This is a genomic window from Streptomyces sp. SolWspMP-5a-2, assembly GCF_900091845.1.
Lineage (GTDB): Bacteria > Actinomycetota > Actinomycetes > Streptomycetales > Streptomycetaceae > Streptomyces > Streptomyces doudnae.
On the sequence record NZ_FMCI01000108.1, the window covers coordinates 12,570 to 29,772 of the forward strand.

Below are 17,203 nucleotides of genomic sequence, written 5' to 3' on the forward strand. Positions count from 1 at the left end.
GGGTTCGGCGACCGCCGGCGGGGAGGGGCGTCAGTTGTCCGGGGAGCGCAGCACGCGCAGATGCCCCCGGCGCGCGACCTCCATCGGGTCCGCCCCCCGGCCGCCGCCGGACTGGGCCCGGCGCTCCTGCGGGCGGGCCGCCTCGCGCACCGCGTTGGCCAGCGCCTCCAGGTCGTCCCCGCTCGGGCGGGCCGGTGCCGAGCTGTCGAGGAGCCGGACGACCTCCCAGCCGCGCGGCGCGGTGAGGCGCTCGGAGTGCTCGGCGCAGAGGTCGTAGCAGTGGGGTTCGGCGTAGGTGGCGAGCGGGCCGAGGACCGCGGTCGAGTCGGCGTAGACGTACGTCAGCGTCGCTACGGCGGGACGGCCGCAAGCGGTGCGAGAACAGCGACGTACAGGGCTCACGACGTTGGACGGTACCGCACTCTTGAACGGGCCGCGACGACTCTCCACCAGGTCACTCCACCGTGTCGTGTTGCGAAACGCCCCACACGTCCCTTTCGGCACACCCACCTGACCTGCGCGGACGCGCACTGACAGGGTGTCATGCGACCCGCGCGCGATCAACACTCGGTACAAACGCACCAATTGTCTCGCGTGTGACGGTCCTGCGGCATACGAAATCGAGCCTGACCTTGGCCGGAACGATCTCCTCGCGGGTGCCGGTCCCGGCCGCTCACGGCGCCGTCCCGATGCAGCGTGGGGGCGGGCGGGCGGCCCCGGCGGGGACTACGCTTCAGCGGTGATGGACAGCCCCGTACCGCCCCGAGCCACAGGCCCAGGACCCCGCCGCCGTGACCGCCACGGCCGGGGCATGCGCGGCCCGATCGCACCGCCTCAGGTGCCGCTCGCCGCGAGCCGCGCCGACGCGTTCGCCGACCTGGTGCAGGACTCCGTGGAGCGGCTGGAGCGGCGCTGGCCGCAGCTCGCCGACATCGATTTCCTGGTCCTCGAGGTACCGCGCCTCGACGGCCCCGGCACCACCTGGAACGACGAGGCGGTACCGCTGGGCGGCACGATCGCGGCCCGCGAGGGGCAGCCCGCGCGCGTGGTCGTGTACCGGCGGCCGGTGGAGATCCGCACGAAGGGCCGCGACGAGCGGGCCGCGCTGGTGCACGAGGTCGTCGTCGAGCAGGTCGCCGAGCTGCTCGGACTGACCCCGGAGACGGTCGATCCGCGCTACGGCGAGGAGTGACCTCCCCGGTCGCCGCCGCCGTCCCGCGACCGGCCGGATCTCCCGGCCGGTCGCGGCGGGTCACTTCTGGAGCACCGACAGGTCCTGCCGCGCGTTCGGCACGGACACCGTGCCCCGGTCGTCCGGCAGGGTCTGGATCGTGAAGCCCGGGACGCCGTCCTCCGTCGCCGCGAGGGTGCGCGCGGCGTGCACCGGGCCGCCGGAGAGCGTCTCGACGGTCAGCGCGTAGCTGCCCTTCCCGCCGCTCGGGGTGGGGGCCGCGACGTCCTGGGTGGTGCCGCCCTTGATCGTGAACGTCTTGGACACCGCCGAGCCGCCCCCGCTGCCCGCCGACGCCGTCACCTTGACCTGGGCGCCCGCGCGCGGCGCGGTGATCGACAGGGTGGAGCCCTTCGCGTTGTTGTCGGCGGAGGTCGCGCGGGTGCCGACCGGGCCGACCGCCGGGATGAACGCCGTCTCCTGGGAGGCGCCCTTGCCGCGCACGACGCGCAGCGCGGCCACCACCGGCACGGACCCGCCGGTCTGCGTGAGCACCAGGGAACCGGCCTCGCCGCGGGTGATGTCCCCGAGGTCGGCCGCGGCCGTCATGCCCGCCTTGACGTGCAGTTCCCCGTTGCCCGCGGGGGTGATCAGGCCGGTCGGGGAGGCGAGCTTGACCGTGAGGTCGGCGTCCGCGTCGCCCGGCGCGAAGGCGATCAGCCGCACCGCGGTGGCGTCCTTCGGGATGCCGGGCAGGACCAGGCCGGGGGCCGGGTCGGTGGCCGCGGCCAGCCAGTCGCCGCCGATCTTGGCGTCGAGCGCCTGGACGGCGGCGCCCACCCGCCCGCTGCGGACGTTCACGTGCACCGTGAGGTTGGTCTGCTTCTCGTCGGTGAGCGTGGAGAGCAGGATCGGCTCGCTGGAGTGCGGCGGGACGGTGAGGTTCTCGCCGACCGTCGAGTCGATCGCGCCGTCCTTGCCGAACAGCTCGATGTCGACGACGGCGGCGGAGTCGTCCGGGTTGGTGAGGTGGACGTAGTCGGTGCGGTCGGCGTCGGTGCTGGCGCCCGGGAACCAGAACGAGGTGTCCGGGGGCGTGCAGTTGACGCCCAGGAGGCCGCGTCCGGTGCCCGCGGCGACCTCCGCGGTGGACTGCACCGTCCAGCCGGGGGCGAACTTGCCCTCGGCGGTGCCGATCAGCGCGGGCGCGTCGCTCCCGGAGACGTCGCCGGTGGCGGGCGTGCCGGGGTCCTTGGGGGTCAGGACGGGCTTGCCCGCCTTCGTCTTCCCGCCCTTGGCGCCCTTGCCGTCCGCCGACTCCGCGGTGGCGGAGGCCAGTTCGGCCTTGCCCTCGTTCCCGGTGCCCTTGGTGACGGGCGTGAACGACGTGAACGAGGTGTCGGCGATGTCCGAGGTGCTCGGCGCCGGGCAGAGCAGGCTGGAGCGCTCCACGGGCAGCACGGCGGCGGCCTGTTCGGACTCCTTGGCGGCGGCGGCCGGTTCGGACACCGAGGCGAAGCCGGCGACCGCGGCGAGCGCGGCCGTACCGGCCAGCAGGGAGAGGGTGCTGCGGTTCACTGCTGACTCCCGTCGGGGCGCTCAGGGTTGTTCGGGTGCGGCTGTCCCGACCGGTCGTAGCGGGGGTCGTAGCCCTGCTGCTGCCCGTACGCGGGGTCGTACGGCTGCTGCTGCTCGTACGTCCCCTGGGAGCCGTCGTAGGCGTACGGGTCGTACTGGCCGCCCTGGTAGGGGTCCGCCTGGTACGTCTGGTCGTAGCCGCCCGCCGGGTACTGCTGCTGGTCGCCCGCGTACTGCTGGCCGCCGTAGCCGCCGTAGTCGGCGCCCGCGTACTGGTTCTGGTCCCACTCGGCGTAGGACGGCTGCTGCGGGACGGCGGGCGCGTCCTCCTGCGCGGGGGGCTGCGGCTCGTCCCGCGCGTCGGACTGGTCGGCCTCCTCGGCCTGCGCGCGCAGACGGCGCGCCCTGCGGCCCTCGCCCGCCTCGGCCTGCGCGGGGACGTCCGGCTCGTCCGGGAGGTCGTCGTCGACGACGCGACGGCGGCCCGGCAGGGCCAGGACGACCAGGACGACGGCGAGCAGGCCCTGCGCCCACATCCAGGCGGTGTGGGTGAACGGGGCGTCGTAGGTGACGTCCAGGCGGCCGCCCGCGGCGGGCAGCCGGAAGCCCTGAGCCCAGCCGTCGACGGTGGTGCGGGTGAGCGGCCTGCCGTCCAGGGTGGCGTTCCAGCCCTCGGCCGCGGTGTCGGCGAGGCGCAGGACGCGGCCGTCCGCCCCGGCCGGGATCCTGGTGTGGATCTCGACGCGCTGGGCGGCGACGGCGACCGCTTCGCCGGTGCCGGAGGCCGGGGTGATGGTGGCGCGGGCCACCTCACGCTTGACCCGCCACAGGGCGCTGCCGCCCTGCTGGCTGAGCCGGTTCAGACCGGGCGTGGCGTCCAGGACGCGGGAGACCTGGCGCGGGGTGCCCTTGTGGACGAGGACGTACCGGACGGCGAACTTGCCGAGCTGGTCGGACTGGTCGGCGCCGGAGCCCGCCACCAGGTTGGCGACGACCTTGTCCAGGACGGCGTTGCCGCCCGCGGCCGCGGCGAGGTCGGCGTCGCCGAGGCGGGCGCCGGAGCCGCGGACCAGGGTGTAGGCCACGCGCGCGGTGGAGTCGCTGTCGAGGACCAGGGTGCGCGCCTGGTCCCGGGTGTCGGTGTCCTCGGCGACGAACGCGGGGACCTGGACCGGGTCCTGGCGTTCGAGGGGCCCGTCGGCGCCGCGGATCATCCAGCCCGCGGCGACCAGCAGCGGGCCCGCGGCGGCCGCGAAGGCGATCAGCGCGGCGACCGGCTGGCGCCAGCCGAAGCTCTGCTCGGCGACCCGCGAGCGGGCGCCGTCGGCCCCCAGGAGGGCGGCGCAGAGCAGGGCGAGGCCGTAGACGAGGGTGGCGGGACCGGCCCAGGTGGAGCCGTTCGACAGGACCGCGAGGACCAGGCCCACCAGGGCGGCCGTCCAGGACGCCCAGATGCCGAACTGCCGCTCGGAGCGCAGCAGGGCGGCGAGCGCGGCGAGCACGATGCCGATGAGCATCAGGCCGCTGACCGTGCCGGGGCCGCCGGGGCTGGCGCCGAGGAGGTCGAGGGCGGAGGCGGCGGAGGGGCCGTAGTCGAGGCCCGCCTCGCCGAAGAAGCCGAACGGCAGCAGCGACAGCGACCAGGGCGCGAGGACCAGCAGGGGGGTGCCGAGCTGGGCCAGGAAGCGGAGGCCGTAGGCGGTGATCTCGGCGCGGCGCACGGCCAGGACGGCGACGCCCAGCAGCAGCGCGACGGGCCACACGATCGGCGTGAAGGCCGTGGTGATCGTCAGAAGCAGGGCGTACGCCCAGGTCGCGCGCCAGCTTCCGCGCGCCCCCGAGCTGTGCGCGAGGCCGCTCGCGGCGACGCCCGCGCGGGCGGCCAGCGGCAGCAGCACGGCCAGGACGGCGGTGCCGAGCCGTCCTCCGGCCAGCGCGCCGGTGGCGGCGGGCAGGAAGGCGTAGACGACGGCCGCCCAGGCACGCAGCAGGCGGGACTCGACGAGCGGGCGGGAGGCGAAGTAGGCGGTCAGACCGGCCAGCGGCACCGAGCAGACCAGCAGCACGGTGATCGCGAGGCCGGTCGAGCCGAAGAGCAGGGTGGCGAGCGCCGCGACGACGGCGAGGTAGGGCGGCGCCGACGGGATGCCGCCGGTGCCCACCGGGTGCCAGGCGTCGAGGTAGTGGGACCACAGCTCGGAGGCGTCGGCCGGGGCGGGCAGCAGGGCTCCGCCGGCGAGCGCGCCCGTGCCGAGCAGGGAGCGGCAGGCGGCCAGCGAGACCAGCAGCAGCACCAGGAAGAGCATCGGGCCCGGCTTGCGGGCGATGCGCTTGAGGCGGGCGAACTGCTCGATCTCCAGGAAGTCGGCGTCGTCGCCGCCGGGGCCCGACTCGATGCCGCCGCCGTGCCGCCCGGCGCCGGAGGTGACCTCGGGGTCGGAGTGGTCGACGAAGCTGGCCGCGGCCTGTTCGACGGTGGCCCTGATCGTCGCCCCGGGCGGCGGGAACAGCGCCCGCAGCTCCTCCTTGTCGATCTGCGGGCTGCCCCGGCCGCGCCGTCCGGCGATGATCCGCTCGGGTCGCAGCAGGGTGCCCAGCAGGCCGCGGATCTCGTCCAGGGCCTGTCCCGGCACCTTGCCGACGAGGTAGGCGAGGGTGCGCAGGACGGTGCCGAGGACCAGGCGCAGCAGCACCCAGGGCAGCACCGCGGTGCGCGCGTTGACCAGCAGGGTGTAGACGGCACCGGCCTTGTCGACCTTGTGCGGCGAGGCGGCGGTGCGGCCCACGCAGTCGACGGCGCGGCGCTCGCGGGAGGCGGCCTCGGCGTGCCGGACGACCGCCTCGGGGGCCACCAGGACGCGGTGGCCCGCCAGATGGGCCCGCCAGCAGAGGTCGACGTCGTCGCGCATGAGCGGCAGGCGGCGGTCGAACCCGCCGAGCTGCTCGAAGACGTCACGGCGGATCAGCATGCCCGCGGTGGAGACGGAGAGCACGGTGCGGACGTGGTCGTGCTGGCCCTGGTCCTGCTCGCGGCGGTCCAGACCGGTCCAGCGGCGGCCGGAGTTGGCGATGGAGACGCCGACCTCCAGGAGCTGCCTGCGGTCGTACCAGCCGCGGAGCTTGGGGCCGACGACGGCCACGTCGTCCCGGCCGAGTTCGAGTTCGTTGTCGACCACGCGCAGCAGTTGGGCGAGCGCGTCCGGTTCGGGCGCGCAGTCGTCGTGCAGCAGCCACAGCCACTGGACGGGTTCGCCGTGCGGGAACTCGGGCATGTCGTAGGCGTCGTCGCGCCAGCTGCGGGTGACGGGGTCCCAGCCGCTGGGCCGCTTCAGGTACGGCAGTTCGTCCGGGGTGAGGACGGGTGCCGTGCGGCTCGCCTCCTCGACGGCCTGGCCGAAGCCGGTGCGCCGGGCGAGGTGCAGCACCTGGTCGGCGCCGAGCGCCTCGGTGACGAGCTGGGCGGACGCGTCGGCGCTGCCGGTGTCGGCGGCGACCGCGGACTGGACGGGACGGTCCTGGCCGAGCAGCCCGGACAGCGCCTCGGGCAGCCAGCGGGCGCCGTCGTGGGTGACGAGCACCGCCGTCACCACGTGACGCGGGAACTCAGGAGTGGCAGCGTCGTGTTGGGCTGCCGTATGGCTGTGCACGGACATCGAGGTACGGGCCCCGGTTCGATGGACTGCGGTGGACTCTCGCACCCGCTGGGAGCGGCGCGGTGTCTCGGACGAGCGACCACACTATCGGCTGGGCATGACAGCGGCCCGCCGCCTGTGGACAACCCACTGGCGACGGGCCGTTGCCCCGGTGCACCGCTGGTCCGCCGACGCCTCGCCGGGCGCGCGCCCGGCGCAGGTCGGGTGCCGTCCGGTCAGACGGCGGCCTTCTTGAGGCGGCGCCGCTCGCGCTCGGAGAGGCCGCCCCAGATGCCGAACCGCTCGTCGTTGGCGAGCGCGTACTCGAGGCATTCGGAGCGGACCTCGCAGGCGAGGCAGACCTTCTTGGCCTCGCGGGTGGAGCCGCCCTTCTCGGGGAAGAAGGACTCGGGGTCGGTCTGGGCGCACAGTGCGCGCTCCTGCCAGCCGAGTTCCTCGTCCGCGTCGTCGACCAGCAGTTGCTGCACCAGCTCGGTCATGTGCGCCCCTCGTCCGTCTTTCGCGTCCCCGTGATGTGGCCGTTACCTGTTCCGGCTGAACGACACGAGTGAAATTACAAGTGTGCTGCTCCGGGCGAGTCAAGCCGAGATCTGCTATTGGGCCCCTTATTCACTCTGCGGAACCAAGGCCATGCGGTAAGTGTTCAAATCGGCATAAACCTTGACACGCGGACGAGGCCCGTCGGGGCCTCCGTCTCCGTCCCCGGCCCGCGTGGGCCGGTACGGGGAAAGACGCCCAAGGGATCGATCCCGTTCCGACGCACCCCTCATGACGAGACGGGCGCGCCCGGTGCTGCGCCATGTGTCCCGGCAACCCGGTGCACAAACCTTTCACCTTTCAGGAGAACCGGAAGGGGTGAACCATGTCCCACAATTCGGGCGTCGAGTTGACAGTGAAGGTGTGAACCGCTGTCCTTGTGGGCATGCTCGCGAACTTGGCGCCCACCTCGACCCGCACCGCCGGGTCCCTCGGTGCTGCCCACGCTCGCCGTAGCTGTTGTTGCCGTTCCAGCTGTTGAGCCACCCGCGCTCCGGCTGCCCCTGAGTCCATCCCGACTCGGCTGCCGCTCCCCCGCCCCATCCAGGGCCCGCCCCTCCCGCTCGCGACCCGGGCGGACGGTACGCGACACCCAGCCAGCCCCACTCTCCCGCCGAGGACTCTCCCCACCCCCATGAACAGCGACAACGACCTCCAGATCGCCGGCGACATCCTCGAAGTCCCCCACCTCCTCCAGCCCCCGCGCGAGCACCCGGTGACGGTCGCCGAGTTCGTCGGCCTCGCCCGCTCGCTCGCCGCCGACCGCTCCCGGTGGGCGCACCTGGTGCGCTACGACGCGTCCGCCCGCTGGTACCACCGGCTGCGCACCGGGCCCGGCTACGAGGTGTGGCTGCTGTCCTGGGTGCCGGGCCAGGGCAGCGGCCGCCACGACCACGGGCGCTCCTGCGGCGTGCTGACGGTCCTGGAGGGCACCCTCACCGAGCGCACCGCGCGCGGCACGCGCGCGCTGGCGGCGGGCGCCCAGCGGGTGTTCGCGCCCGGATACGTGCACGAGGTGGTCAACGACGCGCTGGAGCCCGCCGTCAGCCTGCACGTCTACCACCCCGGTCTCACCGAGATGCCGATGCGTTCCGCGCCGTACTGCGAGGCGGGGACGGAGCCGCGGCCCGGGGCGGGCGCGGTGACTGCCTGACGCGTTGTCGTACCCGCCTGCGAGACTTCTCCCATGCGCATTGTGGTTCTGGCAGGCGGCATCGGCGGTGCCCGTTTCCTGCGCGGTCTGAAGCGGGCCGTGCCGGACGCGGACGTCACCGTCATCGGCAACACCGGGGACGACATCCACCTGTTCGGGCTGAAGGTCTGTCCCGACCTCGACACGGTGATGTACACCCTCGGCGGCGGCATCAACGAGGAGCAGGGCTGGGGGCGGGCCGACGAGACGTTCCACCTCAAGGAGGAGCTGGCCGCGTACGGGGCGGGGCCGGGCTGGTTCGGGCTCGGCGACCGGGACTTCGCGACGCACATCGTGCGGACCCAGATGCTCGCCGCGGGCTTTCCGCTGAGCGCGGTCACCGAGGCGCTCTGCGACCGCTGGAAGCCGGGCGTGCGGCTCATCCCGATGACCGACGACCGGGTGGAGACGCACGTGGCCGTCGAGGTCGACGGCGAGCGCAAGGCGGTCCACTTCCAGGAGTACTGGGTGCGGCTGCGGGCCTCGGTCCCGGCCGAGGCCGTGGTGCCGGTCGGCGCCGAGCAGTCCAAGCCCGCGCCGGGGGTCCTGGAGGCCATCGCCGCGGCGGACGTCGTCCTGTTCCCGCCGTCGAACCCGGTCGTCTCGGTCGGCACCATCCTCGCCGTGCCGGGCGTGCGGGAGGCGATCGCCGAGGCCGGGGTCCCGGTGGTCGGCCTCTCCCCCATCGTCGGGGACGCGCCCGTGCGCGGGATGGCCGACAAGGTCCTCGCGGCGGTCGGCGTGGAGTCGACGGCCGCCGCGGTCGCCGAGCACTACGGCTCGGGGCTGCTCGACGGCTGGCTCGTCGACACGGTCGACGCGGGCGTGGTCGAGCGGGTCGAGGCCGCGGGCATCCGCTGCCGTGCCGTCCCGCTGATGATGACGGACCTGGACGCGACGGCGGAGATGGCCCGCGCGGCCCTGGCGCTCGCGGAGGAGGTGCGGGCGCGGTGAGCGGCCTGGACGCGGTGGGCGCGCCGGGCGGCGCGGACACCGGCCCCGGGGAGTTCCGGGTGTGGGCGCCCGCCGGGATGCCCGAGGTGCGCGGGGGCGACGACCTCGCCAAGCTGATCGCCGCCGCCGAGCCCGACCTCGCCGACGGGGACGTGGTGCTCGTCACGTCGAAGATCGTCTCCAAGGCGGAGGGCCGGACGGTCCGGGCCGCCGACCGGGAGGCCGCGATCGACGCCGAGACGGTGCGGGTCGTGGCCCGGCGCGGGACGCTGCGGATCGTCGAGAACCGGCAGGGGCTGATCATGGCCGCCGCCGGGGTCGACGCGTCCAACACGCCCGCCGGGACCATCCTGCTGCTGCCCGTCGACCCGGACGCCTCCGCGCGCGCGATCCGCGCCGGACTGCGCGACGCGCTCGGCGTCCGGGTCGGGGTCGTGGTGACGGACACCTTCGGACGGCCCTGGCGCTCGGGGCTCACCGACGTCGCCATCGGCGCCGCCGGGGTGCGCGTCCTGGACGACCTGCGCGGCGGCACCGACGCGCACGGCAACCCGCTCAGCGCGACGGTGGTGGCGACCGCCGACGAACTGGCGGCCGCCGGTGACCTCGTCAAGGGCAAGGCGACCGGGCGGCCCGTCGCCGTGGTCCGCGGACTGCCCCACGTGGTGGCCGGCGACGGCGCGGACGGCGACGAGGGCGCGGCGCCCATGGTGCGCGGCGCCCGTGACGACATGTTCCGGCTCGGCACCTCCGAGGCGGTCCGGCTCGCGGTCACCCAGCGCCGTACCGTGCGGGCGTTCACCGACCAGCCGGTCGACCCGGGGGCGGTGCGGCGGGCGGTCGCCGCGGCCGTCACCGCGCCCGCCCCGCACCACACCACGCCGTGGCGGTTCGTGCTGCTGGAGTCCGAGGGGGCGCGGACCCGGCTGCTCGACGCCATGCGGGACGCCTGGATCGCCGACCTGCGGCGGGACGGGAAGTCCGAGGAGTCGATCGCGAAGCGGGTCAGGCGCGGCGAGGTGCTGCGGGCCGCGCCGTACCTGGTGGTGCCCTGCCTCGTGACGGACGGCGCGCACGACTACGGCGACCCGCGCCGGGACGCGGCCGAGCGGGAGATGTTCGTCGTCGCGGCCGGCGCGGGGGTGCAGAACCTCCTGGTCGCGCTGGCCGGGGAGCGGCTGGGCTCCGCGTGGGTCTCGTCGACGATGTTCTGCCGGGACGTGGTCCGAGAGGTGCTGGGGCTCCCGGCGGAGTGGGACCCGATGGGCGCGGTCGCCGTGGGCCACCCGGCGGAGGAGCCCCGGTCCCGTCCCGCCCGGGACGCGGAGGACTTCATCGAGGTGCGCTGAGGGAAGGCCGCGGTGTCCGGGGCCGGTCGGTCCCGGCGCCCGCACCCGTCACCCTCCCCGCCCCCTCCGTCCTCTCCATCCCCTCCGTCCTCTCCGTCCTCTTCGCCGCGCACGCGTCGCCCCTCCGTCCCCTCCGCCGCGCACGGGTCCACGCGCCCCCGCTCCCTCGCCCGGAGTCGGGTGGCCGTGGGCGCTTAAGCTCGTAGGGCGGTTCCGGCTACCTCTCAGGACTCCCGTTGGCAGGACGTTTCGCTCCCCGGAGCACGCGTACCGAGGTGCGCGTGCCGTCCGGTGTGCCCCGGCAGGGCGGCGCAGCGGCGCGGACCCGGGTCGTGGTGCCCGGCGGCCCCGTCGACCTCGGGCTCGTGCTCGGGCCGCTGCGGCGCGGGCCCTGGGACCCCACCTACCGCGCCCTGCCCGACGGGTCGGTGTGGCGGGCCAGTCTGACGCCCGCCGGGCCGGGCACCCTGCGCGTGACGGCGTCCGCCTGCGCGGGCGCCGTGCGCGGCGAGGCCTGGGGACCGGGGGCCGACTGGCTGCTGGACCGGCTGCCCGACCTGGTCGGCCGCGCCGACGACCCCGGCGCGTTCGTGCCGCGTCACCACGCGGTCGCGCTCGCCCGGCACCGGCGGCCGGGACTGCGGCTGACCAGGACCGGGCTGGTCCTCGAGTCTCTCGTCCCGTCGGTGCTCGAACAGAAGGTCACCACCGACGAGGCGTACCGCGCGTGGCGGCTGCTGGTGCGGAAGTTCGGCCGGCCCGCGCCGGGACCGGCCGCCGGTGGACGGCTGTGGGTGATGCCCTCGCCCGCGGAGTGGGCGCTGGTCCCGTCCTGGGAGTGGCACCGGGCCGGGGTCGACGACAAGCGGGCGTCGACCGTGCTGCGGGCGGTGCGGGTGGCCGCGCGGCTGGAGGAGACGGTGGGGATGTCCCCCGAGGCGGCGCGGGCCCGCCTCGAGGTGGTCCCCGGGATCGGACCGTGGACGTCGGCGGAGACCGTGCAGCGCAGCCACGGGGCGGCGGACGCGGTGACCGTGGGCGATCTGCATCTGCCGGGGATCGTGGGGTGGGTGCTCGCCGGGGACCGGGACGCGGACGACTCCGTGATGCTGGAGCTGCTGGCGCCGTACGCCGGGCAGCGGCACCGGGCGGCCCGGCTGGTGCTCCTGAGCGGGAACGGGCCCGCGCGGCGGGCACCCCGGATGTACCGGGCGGACATCGGACGGCTGTGACGCGGGGCCTCGGACCTGGGGACTCGGCACTGCGGGCTCGGGCCTGGGGACTCGGCACTGCGGGCTCGGGCCTGGGACTCGGAACCGGGGATCGGGGGTTGGGGCGCCGGGGGTCTCCCGCCCTGCCGCCCCTCTACCTCACCCTTTTCCGGTCGGTCCGGTCGGTCCGGTCACGCGGTGGGCGTTCCGGGCACCGTGGACGGCGGTGCGGTCACCGGTCCGAGGAGAAGCGCACCGCGCCCGCCGGGATGCGCGCGTCGCACCACACCCGTACGCCCTCGCGCAGTTCGTTGTCGGCGCCGACGACCGCGCCGTCGCCGACGACCGTGCCGGTGAGGATCGAGCGGCTGCCGACCCGGGCCCTGGTGCCGATGAGGGAGTCGGTGACCACCGCGCCGGGTTCGATGACGGCGCCGGGCAGGATCGTCGAGCCGAAGACGCGGGCGCCCTCCGCGACGAACGCGCCCTCGCCGACCACCGTGCCGCCGGTGAGCTTGGCGTCGGGGGCGACGGTGGCCGTCGGCAGCACCAGGCGGTCCCCGCAGCGGCCCGGGACCGCGGGCGACGGCGCCCGGCCCAGCACCAGGTCGGCCGAGCCGCGCACGAACGCGGCCGGGGTGCCGAGGTCGAGCCAGTAGGTGGAGTCGACCATGCCCTGGAGGTGGGCCCCGGCCGACAGCAGGTCGGGGAAGGTCTCGCGCTCCACGGAGACCGGGCGGCCGGCCGGGATGGTGTCGATCACCGACCGGCGGAACACGTAGGCGCCCGCGTTGATCTGGTCGGTGACGATCTCCTCGGGCGTCTGCGGCTTCTCCAGGAAGGCCAGGACGCGGCCGGTCGGGTCGGTGGGGACCAGCCCGTAGGCGCGCGGGTCGGTCACCCTCGTCAGATGCAGGGAGACGTCGGCGCCGGTCGTCGCGTGGGTGTCGACGAGCCGTCGGATGTCGAGGCCGGTGAGGATGTCGCCGTTGAAGACGAGGACCGGGTCCTCGGGCCCCGAGTGCAGGCGGGAGGCGACGTTGCGGATGGCGCCGCCGGTGCCGAGGGGCTCCTCCTCGGTGACGTACTCGAGGTGCAGGCCGAGCGCCGAGCCGTCGCCGAAGTGGGGTTCGAAGACCTCCGCGAGATAGGAGGTGGCCAGCACGATGTGTTCGACGCCCGCCGCTCTCGCTCTCGCCAGCTGGTGGGTGAGGAACGGGACCCCGGCCGCCCGGACCATGGGCTTCGGCGTGTGCACCGTGAGCGGGCGCAGCCGGGTGCCCTTGCCGCCGACCAGGAGGATCGCTTCTGTCACCTGTCGTCTCTGCTTCCTGCCGGGACCGGCCGAACTGTCTTTCGGCCGGCCAGTGTATGCAGACCGTCGTGCGGCGGCTTAGACGACGGGAGAGGCTCCGCGGTTCAGCGGCCCTGGTCGCGGGCCGCCGTCGTGCGGATGGTGCCGAGCCTGCTGTAGAGCTGCCCTCCGGGGCAGTCCGTGGCGAAGCCGTCGCGGTGGCCGGAGATCACGTTCAGTCGTACGTTCTTTCCTTTTCGGTAGAGATTGCCACCGCCGGACTTCAGATATGTCGTGCCCCGCGGATTGGCACCGTAGAGGCCCAGCTTCCAGGCGCTGAGGCGGGCGACGGCGGTCACGGCGGCGGTCGGCGGCTTGGCGGAGCCGAAGCTGCCGAGGACGGCGATCCCGGTGCTGTTGGTGTTGAAGCCCAGGGTGTGGGCGCCGAGCACCGCCTTGCCCACGCCCCCGGCGCGGCCCTCGTAGATCTTTCCGCACTTGTCGACGAGGAAGTTGTAGCCGATGTCGCGCCAGTGCAGGCTCTTGACGTGGTAGCGGTAGATGCCGCGGATCACGGACGCCGACTGCCCGCAGCTGTACCCGTTGCCGGTGGCCGAGTGGTGCACGAAGGCCGCCTTGACGGTCGACGTGTACACGAACTTCCGTTCGCGCAGCTTCTCGTCGGCGCCCCAGCCGCGCCGGGTGACGATCGCCGGGCGGGGGCCGATGTGGGGCTTGGCGCGCTGAGCGTCCGTCAGGTCGGCGCCGCGCAGGGTCACCAGCTCGCGTTCGGTCGCCGCGCGGTCCAGGGCGGGGATCTCGGTGACGGTCGTCGGGGCGAGATCGGCGTTGGCGACGGCGGCCTCGGTGACCTCGGCGGACTCGGCCGACTCGGGGGCGCCCGCGGCGCGGGAGGTCTGGTCGGCGGGCGCCTCGCCCGGGTCGATCAGCTCCAGGCGCAGGCCGTGCGGCAGCGGCACCGCCGTGCGGACGGTGCGGGTGCCGCGGGCGGTCTCCTCGGTGCGGTCCGCCTCCTCGGCGCGGACCCGAGCCTCGACGGCGTCGCTCTCGCCGACCCAGAGCGGGGCGGTGGCGCCGCGCACCCGGCCGGTGGCGCGTTCGGCGGAGTCGGGGTCGGCGGCGTCGTTGTGGGTCTCCACGTCCTGCCAGCCGGACCAGGCGCCGGTCCCGGCCGACCGGGTGCGGACCTGGACCCGGCCGTGCAGTTCGGTGTCCGGGTCGTCCCAGACGACGCCGACCATCGCGTAGCGGTCCACCTCGCGGCGGGTCACGCCCTGGTCGGCGGTGGGGCCGAGGGTGCGGTCGGTTCTGAGGGGGGACAGCGGCAGGGACTGGGTGGAGCCGGGCAGGTCGGTGCGGGCCGCCGCGGTCGCTCCGCCTTCCGCGGGGGCCGCCGTCGCCGCGGCGGCGGTCGGGGTCGGCGGAAGGGCGAGAGCCACCGCGCAGGTGACGCCGATGGAGGAAGCAAGGAATCCACGCATGCCCCTGATCTTGAACATAGTCAGACATATATGTCCATACGGGAACTGACGGCCCGTCTGCCGGCCCCACCGCGCGTTCCCCCGAACCGGTGGCCCCGGCCCGGCCGCGCGCCGCTTGCCGCGCGTACCCTTGCCCGCGTGAACGCCACTGATCGCACCCCTGCCGACCTGCTGCGTTCCGCGCTCGCCGCGGACCCGGGACGCCCCCTGGTGACCTTCTACGACGACGCCACGGGCGAGCGCGTGGAATTGTCCGTGGCCACCTTCGCCAATTGGGTGGCCAAGACCGCGAACCTCCTCCAGGGCGACCTCGCCGCCCAGCCGGGCGACCGGGTGGCGCTGCTGCTGCCCGCGCACTGGCAGACGGCGGTGTGGCTGCTGGCGTGCGCGTCGGTGGGCACCGTCGCGGACGTGGGCGGCGATCCCGCGGCGGCCGATGTCGTGGTGAGCGGACCCGACACGCTGGAGGCGGCGCGGGCCTGCCGGGGCGAGCGGGTCGCGCTCGCGCTGCGCCCGCTGGGCGGGCGGTTCCCGCAGCGGCCCGAGGGCTTCGCCGACTACGCGGTCGACGTGCCGGGCCAGGGAGACCGGTTCGCGCCGTTCGCACCGGTCGACCCGGAGGAACCGGCGCTGATCGTGGCCGGGCGGGAGTTCTCCGCGGCCGAGGTCGTGGACCTGGCCCGCGCCGGGACGGCGGAGGCCGGGGCGCGGGTGCTGTCGGCGCTGCCGTACGACACCTGGGACGGCCTGGTGGCGGGCCTGTACGGCCCGCTCGCCACCGGCGGTTCGGTGATCCTGTGCCGGAACCTGTCCGCGCTGGACGAGGACGCGGTGGCCCGCCGGGTGGAGACGGAGAAGGCGACGACCCTCCGCCGCTGAGCACCCCACCGCCCGCGCCCCGCCCGGAACCCACGGCCGCTCCTCCCCCGTTCTCCGAGCCCCCGCGCCCCTCCCCTCACCCGTCCGGTGCACCAGCGGCGGCCCCGGGCGGCGGTTCGGGGGAAGGTCGGGGAAGTGCACGCTCCAGACGATCGGGGGGCAGCGGACATGAGCGACCACACGGGGGCCCGGCGGACGGGCGCGTCGGCGGTCGGACGGGGCGGACGGCGGCTGCGCCGGCGCTGGGCCCTGGCGGGCGGGACCGCCGCCGCCGTGGTGGCGCTCGGCGCGGGCGGGGCGGGGTGGCTCGCGTACGCGAAGCTGAGCGGGAACATCACGCCGGACCGGGCCGCCGCGGCCGAACTCGCGCGGTACGCGGGACAACGGCCCTCCCCGCCGGTCAGGGGGGCGCAGAACATCCTGCTCATCGGGTCGGACTCGCGGGCGGGGCACGGCAACGCGCGCTACGGGCGCGACGGAGGTTCCGAGCGCTCCGACACCACGATCCTGCTGCACCTGTCGGCCGGGCGGCGCAGCGCGACCGCCGTCTCCCTGCCCCGGGACCTGATGGTGGACGTGCCCGGGTGCCGCCGCCGGGACGACAGCCGCTCCGAACCGGCGTTCACGATGTTCAACTCGGCGTTCGCGACGGGTGGTTCGGCGTGCACCATCCGGACCGTGGAGAAGCTGACGGGCATCCGGGTCGACCATCACGTGGTCGTCGACTTCCAGGGGTTCCGGAAGATGGTGGACGCGGTCGACGGCGTCCGGCTCTGCCTGCCCGCGCCGATCCACGACACGGCGGCGCGGCTGAAGCTCCCGGCCGGGCGGGTCACCCTCGACGGGGAGCAGGCGCTCGGCTACGTGCGGGCCCGCAAGTCCCTCGGCGACGGCAGCGACACCGAGCGCATGGACCGTCAACAGCGGTTCCTGGGCGCGCTGGTGAACAAGGTGCAGAGCAACGGCGTCCTGCTCAACCCGGTGCGGCTGTACCCGGTGCTGGACGCGGCGACCTCGTCGCTCACCACCGACCCGGGGCTCGCGAACCTGCGCGGGCTCTACGACCTCGTCCGCAGTCTGCATGACATCCCCACCGAACAGGTGCGCTTCCTGACGGTGCCGAGGGAGTCGTACGTGAACGACTCCAACCGCGACCAACTCGTGGAGTCCGAGGCGCGGAAACTGTTCGACCGGCTGCGCCGGGACGCTCCGGTGACCGTCGCGAGGAAAGCGCCACATTCGGCTTCGGATTCGCACGAGAAGTCCGATCAGGATTCGTATACGCAATCGGACGACTACGATGAGTACCTGACGGATGACGGGAAGCCCGCTGGATATCGGGGCGCCGCGGCCTCCGATCCGGTTTCTCCGGCACCCACGTTCCGCGGAAACACGGCCGCGGAAGACCTCTGCGGGTAAAGCGATCGCCAAGCCGATCAGCGACCGTTCCCAAAAAGTCCAAGGAAATGGGCGGATTGCCCACTTGTAGGGACGAAGAATTTGTCACCGGCGTCGCTCGGCGCCGAACTGGCCGGATAGTGTGAGCGATCCGGTGCACCCGGCAGCTTGGGTCCGTCCTTGCGTCGCGCACCGAGAGACCGAGACCCGAGCGCCTTTGTAGGGGGAAGGCGCCGCGTGGCCCAGACGGAGGATTCGGACGACCGTGGACGCGCAAGGCCGTGGGCGGGCGGACAACATCGATCCCGCAGACCAATGGGTGCTCAATCCGGACACCGGTGAATACGAACTGCGACTGACCCCTTCCGCACCGCAGTCGTCGGTGCCGGGACCGCGCAGAGCCGCCTCGCGCGCCAAGGGCGACGCGGCGGGCGGGCGGACGGCGGCCCCCGAGCGGCCGTCCAAGGGCCGCGACGTCCCCGGGC

General features: G+C 74.5%; 13 protein-coding genes and 1 pseudogene. 8 read left to right on the top strand and 6 right to left on the bottom strand.

The genetic code is table 11. The features are described from left to right. Positions 1-30: 30 nt before the first annotated feature. Complete coding sequence (locus GA0115242_RS10190; protein ID WP_093826812.1) at positions 31-450, bottom strand: DUF3499 domain-containing protein; 420 nt, start codon at positions 448-450, stop codon at positions 31-33. A 292-nt stretch (positions 451-742) separates the two neighbouring features. Between GA0115242_RS10190 and GA0115242_RS10195 the strand changes: the two genes are divergently transcribed. After that, entirely contained in the window at positions 743-1,192 is a 450-nt protein-coding gene (locus GA0115242_RS10195; RefSeq protein WP_093826814.1) for a metallopeptidase family protein, read from the top strand. Positions 1,193-1,252: 60 nt separating this feature from the next. On the opposite strand, the gene GA0115242_RS10200 is transcribed toward GA0115242_RS10195, so the two are convergent. The 3 genes from GA0115242_RS10200 to GA0115242_RS10210 form a co-directional block, all read right to left on the bottom strand. Continuing rightward, on the bottom strand, positions 1,253-2,749 hold the full coding sequence (locus tag GA0115242_RS10200) for a DUF5719 family protein (protein WP_093826816.1): 1,497 nt from the start codon (positions 2,747-2,749) through the stop codon (positions 1,253-1,255). Continuing rightward, positions 2,746-6,402, bottom strand: coding sequence for a glycosyltransferase family 2 protein (locus tag GA0115242_RS10205; RefSeq protein ID WP_093826819.1), 3,657 nt, complete (start codon positions 6,400-6,402; stop codon positions 2,746-2,748). Before GA0115242_RS10205 ends, GA0115242_RS10200 begins: the two co-directional genes overlap by 4 nt. Positions 6,403-6,617: 215 nt before the next feature. Next, the gene (locus GA0115242_RS10210) at positions 6,618-6,881 is read right to left on the bottom strand and encodes a WhiB family transcriptional regulator (RefSeq protein ID WP_003975777.1); all 264 of its coding nucleotides are present in this window, start codon (positions 6,879-6,881) and stop codon (positions 6,618-6,620) included. 692 nt (positions 6,882-7,573) lie between these two features. Here GA0115242_RS10210 and GA0115242_RS10220 point away from each other — a divergent pair. The 4 genes from GA0115242_RS10220 (at position 7,574) to GA0115242_RS10235 (ending at position 11,666) form a co-directional block, all read left to right on the top strand. Continuing rightward, positions 7,574-8,092, top strand: a complete 519-nt coding sequence (locus GA0115242_RS10220) for a cysteine dioxygenase (RefSeq protein WP_093826821.1) — start codon at positions 7,574-7,576, stop codon at positions 8,090-8,092. A 33-nt stretch (positions 8,093-8,125) separates the two neighbouring features. Continuing rightward, complete coding sequence (cofD, locus tag GA0115242_RS10225) at positions 8,126-9,085, top strand: 2-phospho-L-lactate transferase (protein ID WP_093826823.1); 960 nt, start codon at positions 8,126-8,128, stop codon at positions 9,083-9,085. A gap of 14 nt (positions 9,086-9,099) precedes the next feature. Then, positions 9,100-10,434 carry a coenzyme F420-0:L-glutamate ligase gene (locus tag GA0115242_RS10230; protein WP_093826833.1) on the top strand — a complete coding sequence of 445 codons (1,335 nt, stop codon included), beginning with the start codon at positions 9,100-9,102 and terminating at the stop codon, positions 10,432-10,434. A 236-nt stretch (positions 10,435-10,670) separates the two neighbouring features. Further along, positions 10,671-11,666: a DNA-3-methyladenine glycosylase family protein gene (locus tag GA0115242_RS10235; protein WP_093826825.1), complete on the top strand. Its 996-nt coding sequence runs from the start codon at positions 10,671-10,673 to the stop codon at positions 11,664-11,666. A gap of 211 nt (positions 11,667-11,877) precedes the next feature. On the opposite strand, the gene GA0115242_RS10240 is transcribed toward GA0115242_RS10235, so the two are convergent. Both GA0115242_RS10240 and GA0115242_RS10245 read right to left on the bottom strand, forming a co-directional pair. Continuing rightward, positions 11,878-12,960: a nucleotidyltransferase family protein gene (locus GA0115242_RS10240; protein WP_093826827.1), complete on the bottom strand. Its 1,083-nt coding sequence runs from the start codon at positions 12,958-12,960 to the stop codon at positions 11,878-11,880. Between the two features lie 104 nt (positions 12,961-13,064). After that, positions 13,065-14,441: a peptidoglycan recognition protein family protein gene (locus tag GA0115242_RS10245; protein ID WP_093826835.1), complete on the bottom strand. Its 1,377-nt coding sequence runs from the start codon at positions 14,439-14,441 to the stop codon at positions 13,065-13,067. Positions 14,442-14,579: 138 nt separating this feature from the next. Between GA0115242_RS10245 and GA0115242_RS10250 the strand changes: the two genes are divergently transcribed. The 3 genes and pseudogenes from GA0115242_RS10250 to GA0115242_RS41245 form a co-directional block, all read left to right on the top strand. Beyond that, complete coding sequence (locus GA0115242_RS10250; RefSeq protein ID WP_093826830.1) at positions 14,580-15,320, top strand: TIGR03089 family protein; 741 nt, start codon at positions 14,580-14,582, stop codon at positions 15,318-15,320. 168 nt (positions 15,321-15,488) lie between these two features. After that, positions 15,489-16,739, top strand: coding sequence for an LCP family protein (locus GA0115242_RS10255; protein WP_093826831.1), 1,251 nt, complete (start codon positions 15,489-15,491; stop codon positions 16,737-16,739). Positions 16,740-16,983: 244 nt separating this feature from the next. Further along, positions 16,984-17,203: pseudogene (locus GA0115242_RS41245) on the top strand (LytR family transcriptional regulator); the annotation flags it as partial.

Coding starts and splice junctions, on each gene's coding strand:
- GA0115242_RS10195 (WP_093826814.1), top strand. CDS start 743: ATGGACAGCCCCGTACCGCCCCGAGCCACAGGCCCAGGACCCCGCCGC.
- GA0115242_RS10205 (WP_093826819.1), bottom strand. CDS start 6,402: ATGTCCGTGCACAGCCATACGGCAGCCCAACACGACGCTGCCACTCCT.
- GA0115242_RS10210 (WP_003975777.1), bottom strand. CDS start 6,881: ATGACCGAGCTGGTGCAGCAACTGCTGGTCGACGACGCGGACGAGGAA.
- GA0115242_RS10220 (WP_093826821.1), top strand. CDS start 7,574: ATGAACAGCGACAACGACCTCCAGATCGCCGGCGACATCCTCGAAGTC.
- cofD (WP_093826823.1), top strand. CDS start 8,126: ATGCGCATTGTGGTTCTGGCAGGCGGCATCGGCGGTGCCCGTTTCCTG.
- GA0115242_RS10245 (WP_093826835.1), bottom strand. CDS start 14,441: ATGCGTGGATTCCTTGCTTCCTCCATCGGCGTCACCTGCGCGGTGGCT.
- GA0115242_RS10255 (WP_093826831.1), top strand. CDS start 15,489: ATGAGCGACCACACGGGGGCCCGGCGGACGGGCGCGTCGGCGGTCGGA.